18 protein-coding genes and 1 riboswitch are annotated in these 22,448 nt (G+C 37.9%); of the genes, 5 read left to right on the top strand and 13 right to left on the bottom strand.

The window, feature by feature from the left end; translation table 11 throughout:
• Positions 1-36: 36 nt before the first annotated feature.
• From FGQ66_RS00980 to FGQ66_RS15335, 4 genes are all read right to left on the bottom strand, one after another.
• Positions 37-300: a GlsB/YeaQ/YmgE family stress response membrane protein gene (locus FGQ66_RS00980; protein WP_005875326.1), complete on the bottom strand. Its 264-nt coding sequence runs from the start codon at positions 298-300 to the stop codon at positions 37-39.
• 248 nt (positions 301-548) lie between these two features.
• Positions 549-2,138 carry an ATP-binding cassette domain-containing protein gene (locus tag FGQ66_RS00985; protein WP_138301422.1) on the bottom strand — a complete coding sequence of 530 codons (1,590 nt, stop codon included), beginning with the start codon at positions 2,136-2,138 and terminating at the stop codon, positions 549-551.
• Between the two features lie 527 nt (positions 2,139-2,665).
• Positions 2,666-3,343, bottom strand: coding sequence for an Rgg family transcriptional regulator (locus FGQ66_RS00990; RefSeq protein ID WP_232509791.1), 678 nt, complete (start codon positions 3,341-3,343; stop codon positions 2,666-2,668).
• A 5-nt stretch (positions 3,344-3,348) separates the two neighbouring features.
• Positions 3,349-3,486, bottom strand: coding sequence for a helix-turn-helix domain-containing protein (locus tag FGQ66_RS15335; RefSeq protein ID WP_227260211.1), 138 nt, complete (start codon positions 3,484-3,486; stop codon positions 3,349-3,351).
• Positions 3,487-3,829: 343 nt separating this feature from the next.
• On the opposite strand from FGQ66_RS15335, the gene FGQ66_RS00995 reads away from it, so the two are divergent.
• Positions 3,830-4,759 carry a PocR ligand-binding domain-containing protein gene (locus FGQ66_RS00995; RefSeq protein ID WP_138301423.1) on the top strand — a complete coding sequence of 310 codons (930 nt, stop codon included), beginning with the start codon at positions 3,830-3,832 and terminating at the stop codon, positions 4,757-4,759.
• A gap of 252 nt (positions 4,760-5,011) precedes the next feature.
• Here the strand turns inward: FGQ66_RS00995 and pnp are convergent, their stop codons facing one another.
• Both pnp and rpsO read right to left on the bottom strand, forming a co-directional pair.
• Positions 5,012-7,135, bottom strand: a complete 2,124-nt coding sequence (pnp, locus tag FGQ66_RS01000; RefSeq protein ID WP_138301424.1) for a polyribonucleotide nucleotidyltransferase — start codon at positions 7,133-7,135, stop codon at positions 5,012-5,014.
• A 181-nt stretch (positions 7,136-7,316) separates the two neighbouring features.
• On the bottom strand, positions 7,317-7,586 hold the full coding sequence (rpsO, locus tag FGQ66_RS01005) for a 30S ribosomal protein S15 (protein WP_005875316.1): 270 nt from the start codon (positions 7,584-7,586) through the stop codon (positions 7,317-7,319).
• A gap of 250 nt (positions 7,587-7,836) precedes the next feature.
• Here rpsO and def point away from each other — a divergent pair, with 250 nt between their 5' ends.
• Positions 7,837-8,400: a peptide deformylase gene (gene def, locus FGQ66_RS01010; protein ID WP_081133766.1), complete on the top strand. Its 564-nt coding sequence runs from the start codon at positions 7,837-7,839 to the stop codon at positions 8,398-8,400.
• Between the two features lie 293 nt (positions 8,401-8,693).
• Here def and FGQ66_RS01015 read toward each other — a convergent pair whose 3' ends face one another.
• The 4 genes from FGQ66_RS01015 to FGQ66_RS01030 all read right to left on the bottom strand — a co-directional run bounded on the left by FGQ66_RS01015 (position 8,694) and on the right by FGQ66_RS01030 (position 13,795).
• Entirely contained in the window at positions 8,694-11,495 is a 2,802-nt protein-coding gene (locus tag FGQ66_RS01015) for a hypothetical protein (RefSeq protein ID WP_138301425.1), read from the bottom strand.
• Positions 11,496-11,711: 216 nt separating this feature from the next.
• Positions 11,712-12,233, bottom strand: a complete 522-nt coding sequence (locus tag FGQ66_RS01020; RefSeq protein ID WP_005875311.1) for a transcription repressor NadR — start codon at positions 12,231-12,233, stop codon at positions 11,712-11,714.
• On the bottom strand, positions 12,226-13,077 hold the full coding sequence (locus FGQ66_RS01025) for a chorismate mutase (protein WP_081133764.1): 852 nt from the start codon (positions 13,075-13,077) through the stop codon (positions 12,226-12,228). Before FGQ66_RS01025 ends, FGQ66_RS01020 begins: the two co-directional genes overlap by 8 nt.
• Positions 13,067-13,795, bottom strand: a complete 729-nt coding sequence (locus FGQ66_RS01030; protein ID WP_138301426.1) for an NAD-dependent protein deacylase — start codon at positions 13,793-13,795, stop codon at positions 13,067-13,069. Before FGQ66_RS01030 ends, FGQ66_RS01025 begins: the two co-directional genes overlap by 11 nt.
• A 230-nt stretch (positions 13,796-14,025) precedes the next feature.
• On the opposite strand from FGQ66_RS01030, the gene FGQ66_RS01035 reads away from it, so the two are divergent.
• The 3 genes from FGQ66_RS01035 to FGQ66_RS01045 all read left to right on the top strand — a co-directional run bounded on the left by FGQ66_RS01035 (position 14,026) and on the right by FGQ66_RS01045 (position 17,403).
• The gene (locus tag FGQ66_RS01035) at positions 14,026-14,328 is read left to right on the top strand and encodes a hypothetical protein (protein ID WP_005875305.1); all 303 of its coding nucleotides are present in this window, start codon (positions 14,026-14,028) and stop codon (positions 14,326-14,328) included.
• A gap of 317 nt (positions 14,329-14,645) precedes the next feature.
• Positions 14,646-14,820: riboswitch (Lysine riboswitch) on the top strand.
• A gap of 231 nt (positions 14,821-15,051) precedes the next feature.
• Positions 15,052-16,647 carry an ABC transporter permease subunit gene (locus tag FGQ66_RS01040; protein ID WP_005875301.1) on the top strand — a complete coding sequence of 532 codons (1,596 nt, stop codon included), beginning with the start codon at positions 15,052-15,054 and terminating at the stop codon, positions 16,645-16,647.
• Positions 16,648-16,659: 12 nt separating this feature from the next.
• On the top strand, positions 16,660-17,403 hold the full coding sequence (locus FGQ66_RS01045) for an amino acid ABC transporter ATP-binding protein (RefSeq protein WP_138301427.1): 744 nt from the start codon (positions 16,660-16,662) through the stop codon (positions 17,401-17,403).
• A 126-nt stretch (positions 17,404-17,529) separates the two neighbouring features.
• Here FGQ66_RS01045 and FGQ66_RS15340 read toward each other — a convergent pair whose 3' ends face one another.
• The 3 genes from FGQ66_RS15340 to FGQ66_RS15540 form a co-directional block, all read right to left on the bottom strand.
• Positions 17,530-20,802 (bottom strand): SpaA isopeptide-forming pilin-related protein, encoded by a 3,273-nt coding sequence (locus tag FGQ66_RS15340; protein WP_230315180.1) that lies wholly within the window; start codon positions 20,800-20,802, stop codon positions 17,530-17,532.
• On the bottom strand, positions 20,799-22,019 hold the full coding sequence (locus FGQ66_RS01060; protein ID WP_138301428.1) for a class C sortase: 1,221 nt from the start codon (positions 22,017-22,019) through the stop codon (positions 20,799-20,801). The genes FGQ66_RS15340 and FGQ66_RS01060 overlap by 4 nt, the downstream gene beginning before the upstream one ends.
• A gap of 295 nt (positions 22,020-22,314) precedes the next feature.
• A complete protein-coding gene (locus FGQ66_RS15540) occupies positions 22,315-22,437 on the bottom strand; it encodes a hypothetical protein (protein ID WP_283205171.1) in 123 nt (40 codons plus the stop codon).
• Positions 22,438-22,448 lie beyond the last annotated feature (11 nt).

Genomic DNA, 22,448 nt, shown 5'->3' on the forward strand with positions numbered 1-22,448 from the left:
GGAAGATTCTAATGTGTCAATCATTTCAGCTATTTTTTATTTCCAATAATGTCGGCGAATATAATCGGCTAAAAACGTATAAACACCTAGACAAAAAAGTGCCCCCAACAAGGAAGGAACAAGATAGAAGCCGCTGATAGAAGGACCCAACTCTCCAAGAATGGATTCGCCAAGCCAACTACCCAAGAACCCGATCAATACCATGCCTGTTGCACCTCCTGGTACTTCTTCATTCAATATCAAGCTGGCAATAAGTCCTAATATGCCTCCAACAATCAATGTCAGTAAAAAGTGCAGCATCTCCGTCCCTCCTTTTTCTAAAAACTGATTATATGCCTATTTTACGCTGATTTAGGGAATCGACCAAGTATTAAGCGGTTCGATTTTTATCTGGTATCCATAGAGATTAGTCCCAATTTTGTAGAGAGAATCAATTAGCTAATCATGAGAAACAAAAAAGCATCATGATGAAACCACCATGAGCTAAATATTTCTTCCTTTTTACTGTGTTACTTTCATAAAAGAATGAGATTACCCCAAAAATAGATCTATATCTCTTTGCTCAACTTACCAGATTCCAGCACCAACCGTTGACTATAGTGATTCAATAAATTCTGCGGAATGTGGTGATCTACCTCGATGATCGTGCGCCCTAACGAGAATAGATTCTCGTGTATTTCTGCTGAAGTTTGTTCGTCTAAAGAAGCCGTTCCTTCATCAACGATTAGAATCGGTCGATCAAAAACCAGTGATCTAGCGATTTCGATTCGTTTCATCTCTCCTCCTGAAAGATTTGAATCAGGGTCAAGACGTTGATTCCCAGTTAAACCAAATCTGGCAACGAGTTCTGTCAGATTTGCCTTTTCACATGCCTCTTCGATTATTTTTAAGTCGACCGTTTTTCCTAGCGTCAAGTTATAAAGCAATGTATTTTTAAAAATGATAGGTTTTTGATGAATGATACCAAATAGATGGTTCACATCAGATGTTGATGCAAAAGTCCCATTCATCGTCAAACGACCGGCATCTGGTATGATCCGCCCTTCAATGATTTTTAGTAATGTTGATTTACCTGCGCCAGATTTTCCTTGAATCAAAATTCTTTCTCCACTATTTATCTGCAAATCAACGGCGGACAAGATTTCTTTGCCATTATACTGAAATTGAACGCCCTCCAATTTCAGTGATTCAAACTGATTGCTTTTCGATGACAAATCAATAACTGGTGACAGCTTAGTACTCGTTGTATCTTTTATCTCGGTTTCGATAGCTGACACACTATCAATCGAATTTTTGATATTCATTAAGCTGATGATCGAATTGATGATGCCATTGTTCACGTTAAGAACAGCCATAAAAGCTGCTAACGTAATCATCTGAGCATTCACAAAAACAATCCCAAAGCCGATCGGAATGAAAAAAGCAATATAGCCAATCAATTCAATCATTACTCCAGCCAAAGATAACGTCGTTTTCATATTTTTGTTTTTTGTTTCGATTTTATCAATTTCCCCTTGGAGCACTTTTTCATTTTCGCCAATCGCTCCGTACTGATAAAAAGCAGGTAGGCCTTTTAAAAATTCAGTCATCGCTAAATAAAATTCTTTCGCCTGCTTCGTCCATGCTTGAGTCGCATTTTTTACTTTATCTTTCGTAAAATGTTGGACAATTATCGGCAAAAAAGAAAATGCAACAAAAATAACAGCTAATAAAGCACTATTGTACACAGCAAAAAGAATGGAAAAGACAGCTGTCGTCCCTAATCTGACAACGTCAAACCGAAGCATCAAGTTTTTTTCTTCATATTGTTTACAGTCATTCTGGATAAAGGAAATCGTTTTTTCAACTCTACCAGGGGTAATTTCTGTCTCGTGCTTTATTTGATTCTCATATTCTTGCATCAGTACCGAATGCTTGATGTCCGCGTTTACTTCTTTGACATATTGATTGACAAACCATGTTCTAGCCGCCTTTATCCCAGCAAATAAAACAAAGAAAGCTAAGACCAAACCAATAAATTGGACAATTGTTTGATAAGAATGTCCTGAAACCAAGACAAAAACTCTTGAGAACGCCCATGAAGTAAAAACTGGTTCAAGCGCCATTAAGCCACTAAAGAGATAGCCCATTTTTTTCATTTCTTCTACCCCCTATTTCCATACTACTATTTGTACATCAGCAAACTTAGATATTTACCAATTTATGATTTATCCAAGTTGCGATACGATTTTCTTTCGTTGCTCGACTCAATTTTTAAAATTATATATTTCGAAATACTTCATTTACTTTGTATGGATACTGTTGTTCGACAATAAAAAAATCCTCGGAGTTTTTTCTGATAATTCAGATAATTTAGTGTCTACTCATTCTTAAAATTTTTTTGGAATACATTTATGATATCGCAAAAAAGAACGAATTGGTATGTTTTTAGAGATACTCTTCGCTTCCATTTGGGGTATTTGTACATTTTCAATCTCGATGAACTATCAATAATACCTAAACATACCATAATATACTTGCAAGGATATCGAATTCTAGGTACAATTCACCAAATTTACACCAACTGAATTTCGTCACTGATATTTATACTTTTTAGGCATTTTTATGTATCAAAAGAATTGAGACTTATTACTTTGTTAGCTGAACATTTGTCTGTCCCTTCATTTTAACCCAGCAAATTGATTTTTTCTTCTACATAGCGTACATAATTATCCTTCTCCCAAAAATGTAAAGCAAAAACCAGTTCCGCCTTTTTCTGTTGATCGTAAATATCATCCGTCGATAAAAAAGAGAAAACTTTCCATGCAATTTTTGCATCCGTGCTATTAAATTTGTCAGAAAACTGTTTTAGTTCTCTAAAGAAATAAGTGAAAAGTTCAGTTGAACCTCGTTCAAAAGCCAACTGCGTTCCATTAATCAAAAAAGATGCCATATCGCGATTAAAATATAGGTCATCAACATACGTTTTCATTTTTTTGACCGAGCATTTCGAGTGGTCGAAAATATACTCATCACTAAAACAAAATAACGTATTGATAAAAATCGATAGTTCGAACCTGCCCCAATTTTCGATGGAATCAAGATAATCCTTAATGATTTTTTGAGCATCTATAGAATCGACTTGAATAGCATCGTTTTCTCTTTTCCTAATCAGAACATAGCTAGCATGCAAAAGTTTGTAATAATAATCATCCGTCGAATAATATTGCTCATTCAGGAATTTGGCAAATTCTGAGTCATATGGTCGACGAAGCTTGTCAAAAAAAACTTTTGATAACTTTCTTTTTTCACTCAAATTATTGTCATCAAGCATAAATTGGTATTCTTCTAAGGTGACATTCATTCGGTCTAAATATTATAAGATATTTTTGTCGCATTATTTTCAAATGAAGCTAACGTGCTTCTTTGTGAAATACCTTGCGCTAATTTTTCTTGCGATAGTCCTCGTTCCAGTCTTAACTTTTTGATTAAACTCGAATGGTTCATGATCACATCTCCTTTTTATGACGAAATACCATACTTTTCTAAGAAGAAGATGAATTCCTCCTACATAATGAAGTTATCAAAAGCGAGGAGGGGGATAGTATGTACTTATACGCAGTTGATGATAACATTTGGGAACTAGTTCCATCATTGTAGGATAATATCACATAAAGGACTAATTCACTACGATGCAACAATAACTACCACTATCAGTATTAGTATAAAATATTCACAACAAAGATGAAAGCCTTCATTATTTGTAATATGAAGAAATACAAAAACAAAGCGAAAAATTACAAAGTTCTGTATTCGATACATAGTTTCATTAAAAAAGGGAGGTGATCATATGTTATGGCAATTGAAAAAGGATTTAAAGACTTGGCAAACTCTCCAAGAAACAACCACCAAATTATTAGGCGTCTCACTCTTATTGATTGATAGTCAAGGTGAACCAGTAACGGAAATCACCAACGCTTGTCTTTTTTGTGAAGCCGCCCGTTCAAAAGAGGTTTGTTTGCAATCTGATCGCCGCGCTGCTACTCACTGTATCCAACAAAAAAAATCGCATTTGATTTATCGTTGTCCCTATCAATTCGTGAACATCGTTTTCCCGATTTACATTGATGGACGGCATGTCGGCACCCTTTTTATCGGTCAATTGAAACAGCAAAATCAACAAAACTACACATTGATTCCGTCTGTTGTGGCCACTCAGAAAAAAGAAGTTGAACAATTCACTCCTCAATTGATTCAATTTTACCATCAGCATCCACTGTCAGAAGATGAAAAAATCACTTTGCTCGTGCGTCACGGTGAATCCATTGTACAATTGATCACTACCCAACTGGAGGATAAAATCAAACTTGGCGAGTACCAAGCCACATTTGTTGATGCCCTACCACCTGTAAATGAACTTGATGTGACTCTAATCGACTGCGCGACCGCCATCTTAAATGACCACACTGACAAAGTCTATCGGTTATCAGAATTAGCCCAAGAGTTGAACTGTTCGATCAGCACCTTGAAGAAGCTGTTCCAACGCGATTTGAATCTAAGTTTTTCCGCTTATTATACTCAGCTAAAAATCGCCAATACCAAAAAATTATTGGCTTTTACCAATGAGACGACTTGCTCGATTGCCGAAAAATTAGGTTACACCAATCCTTCTGTACTCTATAAAAAATTCAAACGCGAAACAGGGCAAACGATGAGCGAATACCGCACTTCACGTAACGCTGAATTTCACGCCGAAAAAAGTAGGCGCACGATACAATAATTATTAAAGTTGGCTATGTGACTGTTGGTTTCAGATAGTTTTGCTCAGAAAAAAAAGAACGAGAGAAAAGTAAACATACTTTTCTCTCGTTCTTTCGTTTGGAGTGGACAGTGAGAATTACTCTCAAAAAATCGGTCTTCTCAAAAATTTGAAAAACAAATCCCGCAAAGTCCACTTATTTATTGAGGTTCTTCCCCATCTGTTGCTCCAGACATATTCATTAGAAAAAACATTGAATCTAAATTTCTTCGATTAGTTTGTTGTTTTTTCAGTACCATCTTCAGCTAGCATTGCTTTTCTTGAAAGATTTACTCGTCCTTGTTTGTCGATTTCAGTAACTTTTACAAGTACTTCATCTCCAAGTTTAAGAACATCTTCTACTTTATTCACACGTTCGTTTGCTAGTTGAGAGATATGGACAAGTCCATCTTTTCCTTTGATCAAGTTGACGAAAGCCCCAAATTTTTCAATTCGAACGACTTTACCAAGGTAAACTTCGCCGACTTTCACTTCTTTAGTCAAGTCTTCAATGATTTTAATTGCTTTTTGGATCATTTCTTTATCCGAAGAAGCAATACTTACTTTACCATCTTGATCGATATCGATTTTTACACCAGTTTCTTCGATGATACCGTTGATAGTGTCTCCACCTTTACCGATCACATCTTTGATTTTCGCTGGATCGATTTGGATCATTTCGATCTTCGGTGCATATTGGCTTAATTCTTCACGTGGTGCAGCAATCGTTGAAGTCAATTCTTCTAAGATTTCCATCCGTGCTTGTTTTGCTTGTGTCAATGCTTCTTTTAAGATTTGTTCCGTGATTCCTTGGATTTTGATATCCATTTGAAGTGCTGTGATACCTTCTTTTGTTCCAGCTACTTTGAAGTCCATGTCGCCTAGATGATCTTCTAATCCTTGAATATCCGTTAAAATCGTATAGTTTTCGCCATCTGATACAAGTCCCATAGCAATACCTGCTACTGGTGCTTTGATAGGAACACCTGCATCCATCAATGCTAATGTACCCGCACAGATACTTGCTTGTGAAGAAGAACCATTTGATTCCAATACTTCCGCTACTAAACGGATTGTATAAGGAAAGTCTTCTTCTGAAGGGATCACTTGTGCTAATGCACGTTCGCCTAATGCTCCATGACCGATTTCACGACGGCCTGGCGAACCAGCACGACCAGTTGAACCTACAGAGAATTGAGGGAAATTGTAATGGTGGATAAATCGTTTGCTGACTTCCACACCAAGTCCATCAATGATTTGGTGTTCTCCTAATGGTGCAAGAGTACATGCAGATAATGCTTGTGTTTGTCCACGAGTAAACAACCCAGAACCATGGACACGTGGCAACAAGCCTGTTTCAGAAGACAATGGACGGATTTCGTCTAGTTTACGACCATCAGGACGGATTTTATCGATCGTGATCAATTCACGTACCACATCTTTTTCAAGGTCTTCCGTGATTTGTTTGACTTCTTTCAATAAGTGATCTTCTTCTTCGTGTCCAGCAAATTTTTCTGCATACGCTTCACGAATATCGATCTTCACTTGTTCGATGTTGTCTTCACGAGCCAATTTTTCTTCAGTCATAACGGCAGTTTTCATCGTACCGTATGAAGCATCAAAAATTTCTTTTTTCAAGCCAGCATCTACTTGTAGTAAAGAAACTTCCATTTTTTCTTTGCCCACTGCTTGAACGATTTCTTCTTGGAAAGCCACTAATTCTTTGATTGCGTCAAAACCAAAAAGCAATGCGCCTAACATGTCTTCTTCAGATACTTCTTTAGCGCCACTTTCAACCATGTTGATTGCTTGTTTTGTTCCCGCAACACTTAGTTCGATATCTGTTTGTTCTGATTGTTCAACAGTCGGATTCAAGACATATTCACCGTTGACACGGCCAACTTCTACCCCAGCAATCGGTCCGTCAAATGGGATATCAGAAATCGATAACGCAAGTGAAGAACCTAGCATAGCAGCCATTGCTGGTGAACAATCTGTTTCAACACTCATCACGATATTTGTTACTTGGACTTCATTACGGAAGCCATCCGCAAACATCGGACGGATCGGACGGTCGATCAAACGAGCAGTCAAAGTAGCTTCTGTACTTGGACGTCCTTCACGTTTGATGAAACCACCAGGGATTTTCCCAGCCGCATACATTTTTTCTTCATAGTTGATTGTCAATGGGAAGAAATCTGTATCTTTTGCTTCTTTTGATGCTACAGCCGCACTTAAGACCACTGTATCGCCATAACGGACTAATACTGCTCCATTGGCTTGTTTTGCTAATTGACCGACTTCGATTTGTAGGGGACGGCCACCCCATGTCGTTTTGAATACTTGTTTTTCTGACATAATTACTCCTTTTCTTTCCCGTGAAAGCAAGACGCTACTAAACAAATGAAAACCGCCAAACGCAGCTTGATAGCTTTCATTTGGTTAGTAGGAGTCCATCATGCTTTTTCACGAAATGGTTGATTGAGGTATCACAGTAAAAAAAGTGAGATTCGTTTGAACCCCACTCTTTTTGTTAAAATTAACGACGTAGACCTAAACGTTTGATCAATTCGCGGTAACGTTGAACGTCAGTTTTACGTAAGTAAGCTAACAAGTTACGACGGTGACCAACTTTTTTCATTAGGCCGCGGTATGAATGATGATCTTTTTTATGCACACGTGCATGTTCGTTCAAGTGGTTGATTTCTTCAGTTAATACAGCGATTTGTACTTCTGGAGAACCAGTATCTCCTTCATGGCGTGCATAGTCTGTGATGATTTCATTTTTACGTTCTTTTGAAATTGCCATTTCTTTCACCTCTTTCGATTATTCCCCTGTGACTGAGTAAAACGTTGGTGATTCGCTTAACCAAGTGACAGGCGGTATGCCTTGAGCACACAGCTATACTTTACCTGAATATACGTTAGAAATCAAGTGAAGAATCATTAAGAAAATTTAGTTTATCAAACAATCCTACTACTACTTTTTAAAATTTATGTTAAACTATAATCCGAAAACAGACTGATGAATCGTTTTAGAAGAAAGGGGTACATATTCCATGATTACAATGGATAATATCATTCGTGAAGGAAACCCAACGTTGCGCGAAATCGCCGAGGAAGTTTCCCTCCCATTAAGTGAAGAAGATATCTCACTAGGAAAAGAAATGCTTGAATTTTTAAAAAACAGCCAAGATCCTGTGAAGGCAGAAGAATTAAATCTACGTGGTGGTGTTGGTTTAGCAGCGCCCCAACTTGATATTTCCAAGCGCATTATTGCTGTTCACGTACCAAGTCCTGATCCAGAAGCAACTGAACCAACATTGAGTACTGTGATGTATAATCCAAAAATTTTGAGCCATTCTGTACAAGATGCTTGCTTGGGTGAAGGCGAAGGGTGTCTATCTGTCGATCGTGAAGTTCCAGGCTATGTCGTCCGACATGCTAAGATCACTGTTTCTTACTATGATATGAATGGCGAAAAACACAAGATTCGTTTGAAAAATTATGAATCGATCGTTGTCCAACATGAGATCGACCATATCAACGGTGTCATGTTCTATGACCATATCAATGATCAAAATCCATTCGCCCTTAAAGAAGGCGTATTGGTGATCGAATAAGCGAATATGATGGACTTCAACAAGTAGCCCCCAAAAAGAAATCGGGACAAAAGTGCTCGACTCGAAGAATAAGAAGAGACTCACAGAAATTTCTTTTCAAATTTGTGTGAGTCTTGGCTTATTTCCGAGTTTTCGCCGTTGGGCCATTTGTTTATACTTAGAATGTGAGGTAAAAGTATTTCTTACTTTTGCTCCATATTCTTTTTTAATATTTCCACTATCTATCCGTTATGTACCAACCACCCCAAATAATTCTCAAAAAGATATACTCGATGGTAAAGCATCACTGTATTTCAGCAACGTTCTCCCTTTTCACCTGATCTTTGTTTATTTGTTTGAGGTGAACGAGAGTTTTCTCCCCTTGTCAACTTTTGCAGCCTACTAAATAGTGATGGTTCTTTTGAAAAATCTTCCTTGTGGATAGTGCTTGACGCACTTTGATCAACAGGCAAGCTGTGGTTATCCAGTTGAGCAGAATGAGGGCTTTTTCTACATATCAGCTTTCTCAGTCTAGTAAATAGCGATTGTTTTTTTTGAGCATTCTTCTTATAATGAGCCCACGATATAGCTTGATTGACAGAAATTTCGATTGTTTGCCACTCTTTATCCACTAACGGTCGATAGGCTGCGGGCAATCGGTTCATTCTCTTTATTGCTTCTTTTATTTTTAGAAGTGCGTTTTGAAGCTCCCTCTCATCAGGAGAGTCTTGACTTATGAGGCAACTTATGGGTGCTATTTCTTCTTTTACTCTCAGAATTATTTCCACTTGCTCTTGCATACCTTGCCAGTAACTCACTTGATCTGTTATAGAAGTTCCTTCATTCGAGGGTTGCTTCGCTAATCGACTTACTTTATCCCTAACTTGTATAAAAAATCTGTAAACATCATTTAGTTCATAGCCTCTACTATCCCTCAGTAACTGTTTTACTTTCTTATTTAAGTCTATACCCGTGTAGTGTTCCATTATAGTACGAATAGCAGATTCTATCTTGTTCCATTCGTTATACACTAAGAATTTATCAGCTTCAGGTACTTGATTGGCTATTTTACTTATACCTTCTCCCACCTTTAGAGCTGCGTTTTGAAGAGTATTTTTCTTAGGCATAGCTTGGTTTACGAGCTTTTTTATGGGTTCAATTTCTTCTTTTACTCTTATAACTATCTTCATTTGTTCTTGCATCTTCTGCCAATAGTTCACTCGGTCGATGATTAAGTCCCCTTCAGTTAAGGATTGGCTCGCTAATTTGGTTGTTTTTTCCTCTACATACGTAATCAATTCACAAGTATGCCTCAGGGAATAGTCCCTACTATTCCTGATTAACTGCTCTATATTTTGACAAAATATTGCTTCTACTTGAAGCTTTTCCAAGGCAGTTTTCAATTGCTCTATCATTACCTCTTTTGTGTAGGGATTCGCTGATTCTGCATTTAGTTTTTCCTTCATCAAAAGTATATTGCTCTGAAGTTCCGTGTGAGAATATGTATCCAACTTAGCTAAAACTTTATCTAGCTCCTTCTTATTCCGTAATACGCGTTCATTTACGAGTTTTTCTTGTAGTTCCTGTAATTCATTCATCGTTTGTACCAAACTTGATTTTTCTACCTCATCACGTTGTTCAGAAATCCTATCCACTAAATAATTTTTTTTCCTCGTTATGTAATCCACCAATTGTTTCAGTTTTTCTTCGGAGTAACTAGACACCTGATAATCCACCTTCGCAAGACTTGCCTCTGTTAGCGAGCGCTTTGAGCATTCTTCCCAATCAAATTCTCTTTCCCATGGTGCTCGAACGAACTGGTTTTTATTATCCAAAAAAAAGACTTGCTTTTCAATTTCATGTCGACTGTGATATAGATCATGTAGTTTTGTTTCCCGATCCGCACTAAACCCTTCTTCTTCTTCGCGCACTAAATCCTTCCATCCATCTAAAAATTCCACTAGGTCCTCTGAAGAATAGTCATGTTGATCATCCGAGAAAACTTCAAATGCAAGATGTTTGAATAGCTGTTGATCATACCGATAAAAGAGGGCAACATTAGGGTCTTTTTTTGCCACTTCTACTGCCAACCGTTTCATTTCGTGATTCAATAATTTCGTTAAAGTTGCGGGTTCAAGTGTTCCTTGGCTAAAATCGATTTTTTGAAAAATATGTTCAAAATGAAATTCTTTAAATGCCCTACTTACTTGCTGAAATTCCTTTTCCAACGATAAATTTTTTTCTTTAAAAGAGATATACAAAGAAAAATTTTCAAAAAAATCTTGTCGAAACAAAGGATTAGTTAACGCTTGTTCATTTTCTTTCATAAACTGAACAAGTACCTTTGTATAATCAGAAATTTTTTCTGCGCCTTCAACAGCTAGTCGTGGGTTAGTTGTACAAAGTAGTTTACGTGTTTTTTCGTTAAAGGTAGGTTCTTTTATGCGATATATTGTTTGATTATTTTCCACGGTTTCTTGCTTTTGCCAAGGTAACTGATGGGAACAAGTTGACTGAGCATCAAATAATACAATCTTTTCTTTCAAAGCCTCTTTTTCCCTATATAGATCGTAGATGGGAATTTCTTTACTCTCTTTTATATAAATTTTATGTTGCTCACGTACGTCCTCCTCCCAACTATCAAATTTCTCAATCAGTTTGACTACCTTACGTGTATAAATACGCTCAGACAAAGCTACTCGAGGATCATAATCATAGGAACAGAGCATCTGAACAGTTGCTGTTTGTTTGACGACTTCAATTGCCAGTTTACTGATTGGGTCCTCTAAACGGTTGAACAAGTCCTTCTCTGAGAATCCGCCCTCTTCAAAGTCGATCTCTGCCAAAATATTTTCCAATGAAAACACAGCACTATTTTGACTTACTTGTTGAAATTCATTCCATAAACTCAAATCCTTTGCATTTGCCAGTTCAGTAAATCGGTTATTGAAAAATTGTGTCCTAAAATCTTTTTCAGTAAGTTTTTGCTTGTTTACTACTATGGCTTGTACAATTGCATCGATATAGTCTTTTGTTGACTCAACCAAAGGAAATATACCATCATTCCTAAACTCACTTCTTGGACTTTTATAAAGTAATCCTAGTTCTACATTCATGCTCTTCCACTCCTAACTTTTTATGAGAAACAGAATGTTCTAGTCTATTCCATCATTAACTTTTAGTTTATATCAACTAGATTGATGAAGCGGTTTCCATTTTTCTGGTAAATAAAATAACTGGGGAAACGTATAATCGTTTTTTTCGCCCAGTTATCTGCTATGCTATTTAGTTTTTTTCGGACATAGTCCTGGTTGTTTCGCTAATTCTGTTACCTAGCCTTCGTATAGAATACCTGCTTCCAATAACTTTTGCTTGATTTGTTTCAAAGTGATCGTGTCAGGATAGCGGATGGTATGTAAATGAATACCACCTGTTAGTTCAGATAACAAAGAAGCATTACTTTTTTGATAACGTTTCATAAATGAGTGGATATCTTTTTCAGTTTGGATGTGTAACATTCCTGTTAGTTCTCCATATAGAGGATGTTCAACCACCACATCGAGCACTTCCCCGCCATTTTCAACAATCAGGCGCAACTCTTCTTCAGTTTGCTCGCGTCCGTGTTGGACGGCGATTTTACTAACTAAACCAGTCGTAGACTCACTTGTTTCTAAAATGTAACCTCTAGCAGTTGCGACAACAGTTTCTCCCGCAGCTCTGAGAAGTGCGATATCCCCGACGATGATCTGCCGACTGACACCAAATCGCTTGGCAAAATTACTGGCACTGACTGGCTTTTCTTCATTCAATAAGGTATGAAGGATTTGCTTTCTTCGGGTTTCTCCATCAATCATCTGAATTCTCCTTATCCATTTGTTTTTGGTAATCACGAGAATGTTTCATCAAATCTTGGTAGGTCGCAACAATGGTTTCCGTGTAGTCAGAATCATCCACCCATTTTGCTACTTTATCTAGAACTTGCTTTTCCCGTGTTTCGTCATAAATCGCATGATTCGTTGCTTTTTTGACTCGACCGATTTTTGTCACAGTCAGCATCCGTTTTTCTAACAGTTTCACCAGTTGCTGGTCCAGACTATCGATTGTTTGTCTCAATGATTCGAGGGTTTCTTGCGGTTGTTCCTCCTCGACCATTTTGATGATACGTGCGGGGTTGCCTGCGATGACCACATTATCTGGAAATGATTTGGTCACGACGGAACCTGCACCAACAACCACGTTATCCCCTAATGTTACACCGGGAGTGATAATCACTCCGCCACCTAGCCAGACATTGTTTCCGATTTTGATCGGCTTTGCATATTCAAGTCCACTATTTCGTTTTACTGGATGAAGCGGATGAGTGGCCGTATACAGTTGGACATTTGGGGCAAACATACAATTATCTCCGATTTCAATTGTACTTACATCTAAAAAAGTACAGTTAAAGTTCGCATAAAAGTTTTCGCCGACAAAAATATTATACCCATAATCAAAATTGATCATCGGTTCTATATAAATTTTTTCGCCCGTCTTTCCGAATGTTTCTTTCAAGAGTTGCGCGCGTAGTTCTGTTGTTTCAGCTTGATTGATGATTTGGCTTTGGCTTCTTGCAAATTGGCGATCTGCTACTAACTCGGGGTCATTCGCAAAGTATAATTCGCCTGCTATCATTTTTTCTTTCTCAGATTTAATCGTCATAATTTGCTCCTAATTCTTTTATTTTATCGAACACCGTCACCCCATCGGTCTGGACAAAGTCATATTCCTGATCCAGATAGATCGGACTCTGATTGATGACTAAGATTTTTGCGCGTGGGGCGCGAAATTGGATCAGATCACAGAAAGGATGTACTTGGAAACTCGTTCCTACGATCACTACCAGCTCAGCTTGGCTAACCGCAAATGTAGCCTGTTCCAATACTTCTTCTTGAAATCCTTCGCCATATAAAACAATGGCTGGGCGGACTTGACCACCGCAGTTTTCGTGCGTATCACTATGCAAATAGCTTTGCCAAGCGACTTCTTTTCCACATTTTCTACAATAACAATGATAAAGTGTTCCATGAAAATTGACAAGTTGTTGACTGCCGGCTTTTTCATGTAACCCATCAATATTTTGGGACACCGTCCAGACTTTTTTATGTTTTTCTAATCGTGCGATTTCTGTGTGAATGACATTGGGCTGTGCATTCGGATGGTAAATTTTTTTAACAAATGAATAGAATTTCTGCGGTTCGTGAACCATTGCTTCGTGACTTAATAAATACTCGGGTTGCTCAATTCCTTGATAGATTCCCTTCAAAGAGCGATAATCTGGGATTCCTGAAGGTGTTGAGACTCCTGCACCGGTCAAAAAGGTGATGCTTTTACTTTCGTTGATTGCTTGTGCTGCTTCTGCTACAGTTACCTTTTTCATATTTTGTCACCTCAGTTCTATTATAATCGAAAATATGCCCCACGCACACTTTTGTTCCTATTTCTTCTGGCAGAAATACACTTTCAAACGATTTCATTTTTTGAGAAATAAATCACAATCTTAACTGACAAAAAAATGAAAACGTGCTACAATACTGCTGTATTCATTGGGACTAACCTGAGATTTATTCGTTAGACCAAACAGACAAGATCAAAGTGAGGTGAATTGACATGGTACCATTCATTATTTATTGGGGCGTTATTTTAGCTTGTATCGCTTGGTTAGCATTAAGTATTTATTTCTCGATTTTTTATCTTGTACGTAAAGAAAACGGGAATCTTTGGGCTTTTGCATTTTTCAATGTACTAGCCGCTATCGTTTTAGCCATTACTTTAGTTGTTTACCGAACTTGGGGTTGGGGCATCACACAATATTCAAGTTTGATCTATTTAGTATTAGCAATATATGGTGTAACAGTTATTCTACAAGCAATCTTAGGCCGCGAGCCAAAGGTTGTGAACAAAGCGGCTTGATCGTTGCTGCTGGTTTCTTTAGCCAGTAACGATCATGGTGGCAAACAAAGTTTTTTTCTGAATACCACTGCTTTTTTACCTTCTGTAAGATTTTTTTGCGGAAGGTTTTTTTTTTGACCAATTTCGATTTAGAGTGAATATTTATTCTTTTAAAATCAAAGGGAAAACGCCAAAAAATCATGGTAAAAATGAAAACGAATGAAAATTTTCTATGTTTAGTCAGTGTTTTTATGAAAAAGACAAGTTATGGATTGACAAAGCATCTTGGCTATCGTAAACTGTTTTTGTATAAATAACTGAATACGAGTTACCTCAATCAATGAGGTAGAGGTCGCGAGAATCATTAACCCTGTGGAGTGAAGCAAACATGTCGAAGCAGGACTAGGGAGGATCGCCGAAATGTACTCTTTTTTGCTTAAAGTTTACGTTGGGACATAAGTTAAGAGCTTATGGACTGTCTTAGCAGTGATGCTAAGTTGCGCTATGTTTTGTGAGAGGTTTATCACTCTATGAAATTTAGCGGCCCCTTCATATCCTCGAAGTGGTCGTTTTTTATTTCCTCCTGATAAGCTATTGCAACGCATTTATTTGACCGCTCGTGCAAAAATTATGCGTAACAGATTAGAAAGTTCCCCATTCAGCGGTTCTTTCTAACGAAGTGGCTCATGGTTTTCTATTTGGAAGATCCTGATTCATGCGTGTGAAAAGAAAAGGAGAAAGAATATGAAAAAAAGTTCAGTTACACTCACCCTATTATTTGCATTTATCTTTTCATTTTTCAGTATCGGAAACTTAGTAAGTGCAGATGAAAAAACACCGAACGATGAATTTCGTGTAGGTATGGAAGCAGGTTATGCACCGTTCAACTGGTCACAGCAAACCGATGCGAACAATGGATTACCGATCCAAGGTCAAAAAAGCTATGCTGGTGGTTATGATGTTCAAATCGCCAAAAAAGTAGCAGATGGTCTAGGAAAAAAATTAGTCATTATCCAAACAAAATGGGATGGTTTAGCCCCTGCCCTTCAATCTGGTAAAATCGATGCGATCATCGCCGGTATGAGTCCTACTGCGGAACGTAAAAAAGAAATCGACTTTACCGATCCTTATTATGAATCTCAACTTGTTGTCGTGGTACAAAAAGACGGAAAATATGCAAATGCCAAAAGTTTAGCTGATCTTTCTGGAGCAAAGATCACTGCTCAACTAAATACTTTCCATTATGATGTGATCGATCAGATCCCTGGAGTAGATAAACAACAGGCAATGGACAACTTTTCTGCAATGCGTACAGCGTTAACTTCTGGTATGATCGATGGCTATATCAGTGAACGACCTGAAGGAGTAACTGCAACAAGCGTCAATAAAGATTTAAAAATGCTTGAACTAAAAGGCGAAAATGGCTTCCAAACGAAGCCTGAGGATGTTCAAATTGCAGTTGGGATGCGCAAAGGCGACCCTGACATCCAAAAAGTGAATCAAATACTTGGTGGAATCTCAAGTAAAGAACGTACAACTATCATGGATCAAGCAATTAAAGATCAACCAGCTTCTACTGAAGACGACGAAGAAGACTCAGGTCTGTTAAATGATTTCAAAACGATCTGGGATCAATATGGAAACATGTTCTTGCGCGGTGCAGGACTAACGTTATTCATTGCCTTGATCGGTACGATCGTTGGTACAACTCTTGGTTTATTGATCGGTGTCTTCCGTTCGATTCCTGAGTCAGACAATGCAGTTACTCGTTTCTTCCAGAAATTAGCAAACCTATTACTTTCTATTTATATAGAAGTCTTCCGTGGAACTCCAATGATGGTTCAAGCAATGGTCGTCTTCTATGGCTTAGCATTAGCCTTTGGGATCTCACTGGATCGAACGATCGCTGCCCTATTCATCGTTTCGATCAACACAGGTGCGTATATGACTGAAATCGTTCGTGGGGGGATCTTCGCAGTCGATCCTGGACAATTTGAAGCAGCACAAGCTATCGGGATGACACATGGTCAAACGATGCGTAAAGTAGTTGTTCCACAAGTCTTGCGTAATATCTTGCCAGCCACAGGAAATGAATTTGTTATCAATATCAAAGATACAGCTGTCTTGAGTGTTATCGGAGTTGCTGACTTGTTCTTCCAAGGAAATTCAGCTGCTGGTGCGAACTTCCAGTTCTTCCAAACATTTACGATCGTTGGTATCATTTACTTGATCATGACTTTCACTATCACAAGAATCCTGCGCTTTGTTGAGAAGAAAATCGATGGCCCTTCAGCCTATACAAAGATCGAAGAAATCGACAATTCAAACTTGCAGGAATAAGGAGGAAGCATCATGAGCGAAAAAATCATTGAAATCAACCATTTAAGAAAAAGCTTTGGTGAAAACGAAGTATTAAAAGATATCAGTATGACGATCAATAAAGGGGAAGTTGTCACGATCATCGGTTCTTCCGGTTCTGGTAAATCTACTTTGCTGCGTTGTATCAATCTATTAGAAAAACCAACTGGTGGCGAAATCGTCTATAACGGTGACAATATTCTATCACCTAAATATAATTTACCTAAGTATCGAACAAACGTTGGAATGGTATTCCAATCATTCAATCTTTTTAACAATATGAATGTTTTAGAAAATTGTATCTCTGGACAAACAACTGTGTTGAAACGAAGCAAAGAGGAAGCTCGAAAAGTTGCTCTTGAAAACTTAGAGAAAGTTGGTATGGAGCGTTATATCGAAGCAAAACCTTCACAACTATCTGGTGGACAAAAGCAACGGGTAGCGATCGCCCGTGCGTTATCGATGAATCCCGATGTCATGCTCTTTGATGAACCAACCTCTGCTCTTGATCCTGAAATGGTCGGTGAAGTATTAAGCACGATCAAGGATTTGGCTCATACCGGTTTGACGATGATCATCGTGACCCACGAAATGGAATTTGCCAAAGATGTTTCTGATCGGGTGATCTTTATGGATAAAGGTGTGATTGCAGAAGAAGGAACTTCAGAAGACATCTTTGTTCATCCGAAAGAGGAACGAACAAAAGAATTTTTATCTCGTATCTTACAAAAAGGATAAAACTAAACAGGACAAAAGAATCGTTAAGCACCAAGAAATAAACTGAAAAAGAGTTCTTAGCATTTAAGCAAGCAAAACAGGGTTAGACAAAAGTAAATCACTTTTGCCTAACCCTGTTTTGCTTGTTTAATTTTTTGCTCTTTTTTTATAGAGAATCCCAGCCAATACGATGAAAAGACTTGCACTCAGATAAAATCCAAGCGTTCCATGTCCACCCGTTTGCGGCAAGATAGGCACTGCTTTTTTCTTATCCATTTTTTGAAAATAAGCTTCACTCTTTTGCTGATACAACTGGTCCACCTTTGCAGAAGCAACTGCTTCATCCTTTGATTGCCATTGAGGAGCCGCTTGACCGCCCTTCAAGTGGAACGTTCCATTTGCATCTACTGTAAATTCAAAGGTACTGTCGTCTAACTGGTAGCCTTCTGGCGCACTGATTTCTTGGATCTTATAAATGCTGCTTTCTTTTACCGTCATTGTAAAGTCGCTGGCTTTTTCTCCAGAGAGCTGTTGGACCTTAACTACTTTCGTAGGATCAGCTTGTTGATATTGCGTTACTTGAAATTTTAATTTACTGATATTTTTGATTATTTTTTGTGTTTGCCCATCATATTTCAACAGATGAAGTTGTAGCTGATCCATTTGCGTTGTATCGAACTTTTCAAAATATAGATGATCTTTGTTTTGATAAAGTTGGTCTTCATTTGTATTTGCTACTACAAGATAGCCAGCAGACCATTCTTTCAAACTACCATGAAGCACCTTCACTCCTCCATCTGCTTTAATCGTAAAATAATAAGGCGTATGTTCGACGGAAAAACCAGTTGGTGCACTAGTTTCCGTGATACTGTAATGTCCTGGAGTCAATTCAGCAGTGTAATCCTGCGCTACATCGATTACTCGACTGGTTTTTGTATACTTCTCATCACTATACTGAGTAATCGTAAACTTCAAGCCAGTCAGTGTTCCAATCGGTGTACGAGTAGTTTTATCATATTTCAATAATTTGATTTTTTTCGTCACAGTTTGTGCTATTTTTTTATCAAATTTTTGGTAATACAGTTGCTTGCCATCTTGATATAAAAGATCTTGATTCGTTTCTGCTTTTGTCTCAAAAGATGGATTCCACTGTGGTACCCCCACCGATTTTTCAGAGGACAATTGCCCATCTTCGGTAATCTTGAAATCAAAATTACTATTACTTAGTTCATACCCATCTGGTGCTGTGACTTCTTTGATCGTATAATCATAACCTGGGTTTAACTTGATCGTAAAGTCACTGATTTGATTACCTGTGATCATTTGTTGCTCAATTACCTGCTTGTGTTCTCCGGCTTGGTACTGCGTCAATTGGAAGCTTAGTCCAGAGAGATCACTAACTTGTTTTTTTGTAGACTTGTCATATTTCAATAATTGTAAATTGAATTCCTTCGCCTGCTTTTGTTTTTGGTCAAACTTCTGGAAATAGAGTTGGTCCGCTGATTGATATAACGTATCTGCTGATCCAGGAGATTGTATCAAATAACCATCACTCCACGTGGCGATTGCTGAAGAATCGGCCCCTTTCACTGCTCCAGTTGAATCAATAGTAAAATAATATTCACTATTTTCTAGTGCATATCCTGTTGGCGCTGTTTCTTCTTGGACACCATAAAATCCTGGTTCTAGTTCAGCTTGATAGTCTTTTGTTAAAGGGATCTGCTCTTTTACTTGTTGTCTGGCTTCATCTTGGTAGCTCGTTAGTTTAAACGTTAAGCCTGATAGATCTGCCACTTCTTTTTTTGTTGTTTGGTCATATTTCAATAGGTGGATGTTCTTTTTGACAGTTGCCTGTTTTGGTTCATCGAATTGCCGAAAAACAAGCTGATTGTCTTTTAGATAAAGGCCACTCGAGGTTGGCTCAACGCTATCAACGAGTTGACTACCACTTGTCACTTGCATTTTTTGGTCGATGGTAAAGTTGATCGGGGTCGCATCTACTGCATACCCTTCAGGCGCATTTGTTTCAACGATTTGATAATCGCCTGGTACAAAAGAAGCCTCCCAGTTATTTTTCTCTGTCAGCTCAGTTGTTTGCTTACTTGCTAAATTCGTTACTGTATAAGTCAACGTATCCATGAGTTTTTCATCTGTGAGTTTTTCTTTTGTATGGCCATCATACTTTTCGACCATTACTTTTTCCCCATTGGTTTTGTTCGGTGAGAATTCTCCTTGCCAATCCCATCGGTATAACGAGCCTGATCCCAGATAGGTATCTGCGATTACAGATCCTTGAATATTGACCCCTGTCCCGTCTACAGTAGCATCTGGTGCCAGTATACTGCCGATCCACGGGGAATGGAGTTCGATATTTTTCATCTTACCAATTGAAAGTTTTCCAGACACTTGGGTCGTATTTGTAAAAGACCATAAAACCGTACTATCTGCAAAATCCATCAACTCAGTTTCTAGACGTTCCTGTTCCGTATTTCCTTGATTATCAACGAATGTATTACCTGTAACATCTGCAGGATTTTCTCCTGCTTTATAATACAGTTTGATTTTTCCATTGATAGTAACACTGTCACTACCTTCGCCATCAACGACAATGAATACTTCTTTATTTGTATCACTGGCATTTGCAGCCTCTAGGCCTACGATATCCAGTGTGTAAGTATCCGCTAAAACTGCTGCGTTCAATTTGATAACAACAGCTTCTTTATCAATTTGCGATACATCGATCACTCGATTGTTCAAATCCCCACTAGCTGTATAGACTGCATCTTTTCCTTTAGTACCCTTGAGAAATTGATCATCACTTTCCACCACGATATCCGCAGATTGCGCATTTTTTGCTAACTCATCATTGGCACTTCTCAAATGAGTAAACTCGCTGTCAAAATCAATAAACGTTTGTCCATTTTGATCTTGAACAATTTGTTTTGCAGTTGTTTGATCATTTTTTACCCCATTGATCGTTGGTTTGCCGTCGGTTCCAACCGCCTGGTAATCAATGCCCTCTCCTAATGCCAAATAAGTTGTCTGATTGTTTCCCGTATTCGCTGGGATTCCAGTTCCCATAGGTGCAGGGGTCCCATCAGCCGCCAAAATATTTTGGATATAGTCATCATCATTTTTGATCAGATCCATTTTTTCTCGCCCACGCCAAATATCAAAGGATTGCTGCGTAGAATATAAATTTTGTGCAGCGACATTTCCATTTATATCTGTTGTTATATGGACATTGCGGGCAAATACATTGAAATGCTGTGCTGCGCCTAAAAAGTCATCTTCCTGACCGGGATGCCTCTCATAATAGGTTTGATACGTTTCTGCTGTCTGTTCGGCAAATGCACTACTAGGGATAATCGTATGAATGATCATCAATAATAGAATAATAAAGTTACTTGCTTTTTTCATGACTTATCCTTTCTCCTAATTTGAATGATCGGGCTATCCAACTGGCGATCCTTTGTCCCAATCATTCGGATGTATCGATTTTTACGAAAAATAAAATAGTTCTCTGTTCTGCTTTTAGGACGTATTTTTACAAAAAATGAATGTGTAGGAGAAAGAGAAATTTTCACCTGATAGTATTTCCCAGGTAATTCTCCTAAGTCAATAAATCCATTCTGATTGGTTACATCCGATATTTCTTCTTGCGTTCTAGTAATGATCTTCTTTTTGTGGGAATCATAGACTGTGATCAGTACTTCGTTTAAAGGTAAGCCGACTCGGTCAATCAATGAAAACCGCAGAGCATACTGCCGTTTTTCCCACATACCTAAAATAGTCCAATGCCAAAGTATCCAGATAATCAAACAGCTGCCTATGATCCCTAGCAGCCCCCATAAGTAGATCAAATGCGCTTGTATGAAGGAGATTCGCTTCATTTTCGTTGTTTCATTCGTTTCTTTGTAAGGGACTCGATGCCCTCTCACAAGTAAGCGATGCGTGTTGATCATATAAGGTGTACATGTCATCAAAGTGACTAAGTCTTTATTTGCTTGTATTTTCAAAGGTTCTGTGTTCGTTGGTTCAATCGTCTGTATATTATCGACTTTATACGTATGGTGTTGCTTATTGATCTCAATGTAGAAAGTATCACCGATTGCTAATTTTGGTAAATCAGTAAATAACCTGGCAGTAGAAAGCCCTCTATGGCCAGATAAAACCGCATGTGTGTTTTTGCCACCTGTAGGATAACTTGTTCCTTCTAGTAACGAGGTCCCTTTTTGTAAAAAGTATTCATTCGTTTCATCAAAAATCGGTAATGAAAGATTGATTTTAGGTATCTCCAACACAGCAATTGTGTGTTCTTGATAGTAGGTTTTATCTACTTTGCGTTTTTCTTTTTTTTGGATAGCCTGATCGTACTGATCCATTCCAGGCTCCGCCTTGTTTTTAACTAGTTCAGCGTTTTTCTCATTCATTTTTTTGATCACTTTTTGAACTACAGCTTGGTTTTCTTTGTTTGCTTGATGTTGATATACGGTGATCAGTTGCTGATCTAAGAAATTATTCAACGCATCACTAACAAAAGGATAGGCGAGTAACAAAACACCAATTGTTAAAAATAAAAGCATAAGGATATCCATTACTCGAACAGTCTTACGCTTTCTTGGCGGCTTTTTCATTTTGAAAGCCTCCTTTTTTTGGTATGTAGCCGAAAAAACCGTGCAAATTTTTGCTAAATTGCTGGTAGGATCTTGCCATTCTTCCTTAGCGCATTACCAATAAAAGGACACGGACTTCTTCGAAAAGAATTTTTATTATGTGCTTGGTACGATGTTGTAAAAAACAAATGAGGTTGGAACAGAAGTGTTTAACTCCGAGAAATAAGAAGAAATTAATGAAAATTGCTTTTTCAAATTTTTGTGAATTTTGGCTTATTTCCGAGGAGTTGCTTCTGCTCCCACCGTTTATTCGTTTTTAAAGTATGGGACCAAAGTGTTTCTTACTTTTGTCCCACGATCTTCTTTTAACATTGACCATCTCAGTTGATTTCTCCAATGATCCATTTGTTAACGATTCATTATTATTTGATATGATCATTCAATGAATGC

It is taken from the genome of Enterococcus sp. BSD2780061688st2 D3, from assembly GCF_005844145.1.
GTDB lineage: Bacteria > Bacillota > Bacilli > Lactobacillales > Enterococcaceae > Enterococcus_B > Enterococcus_B durans.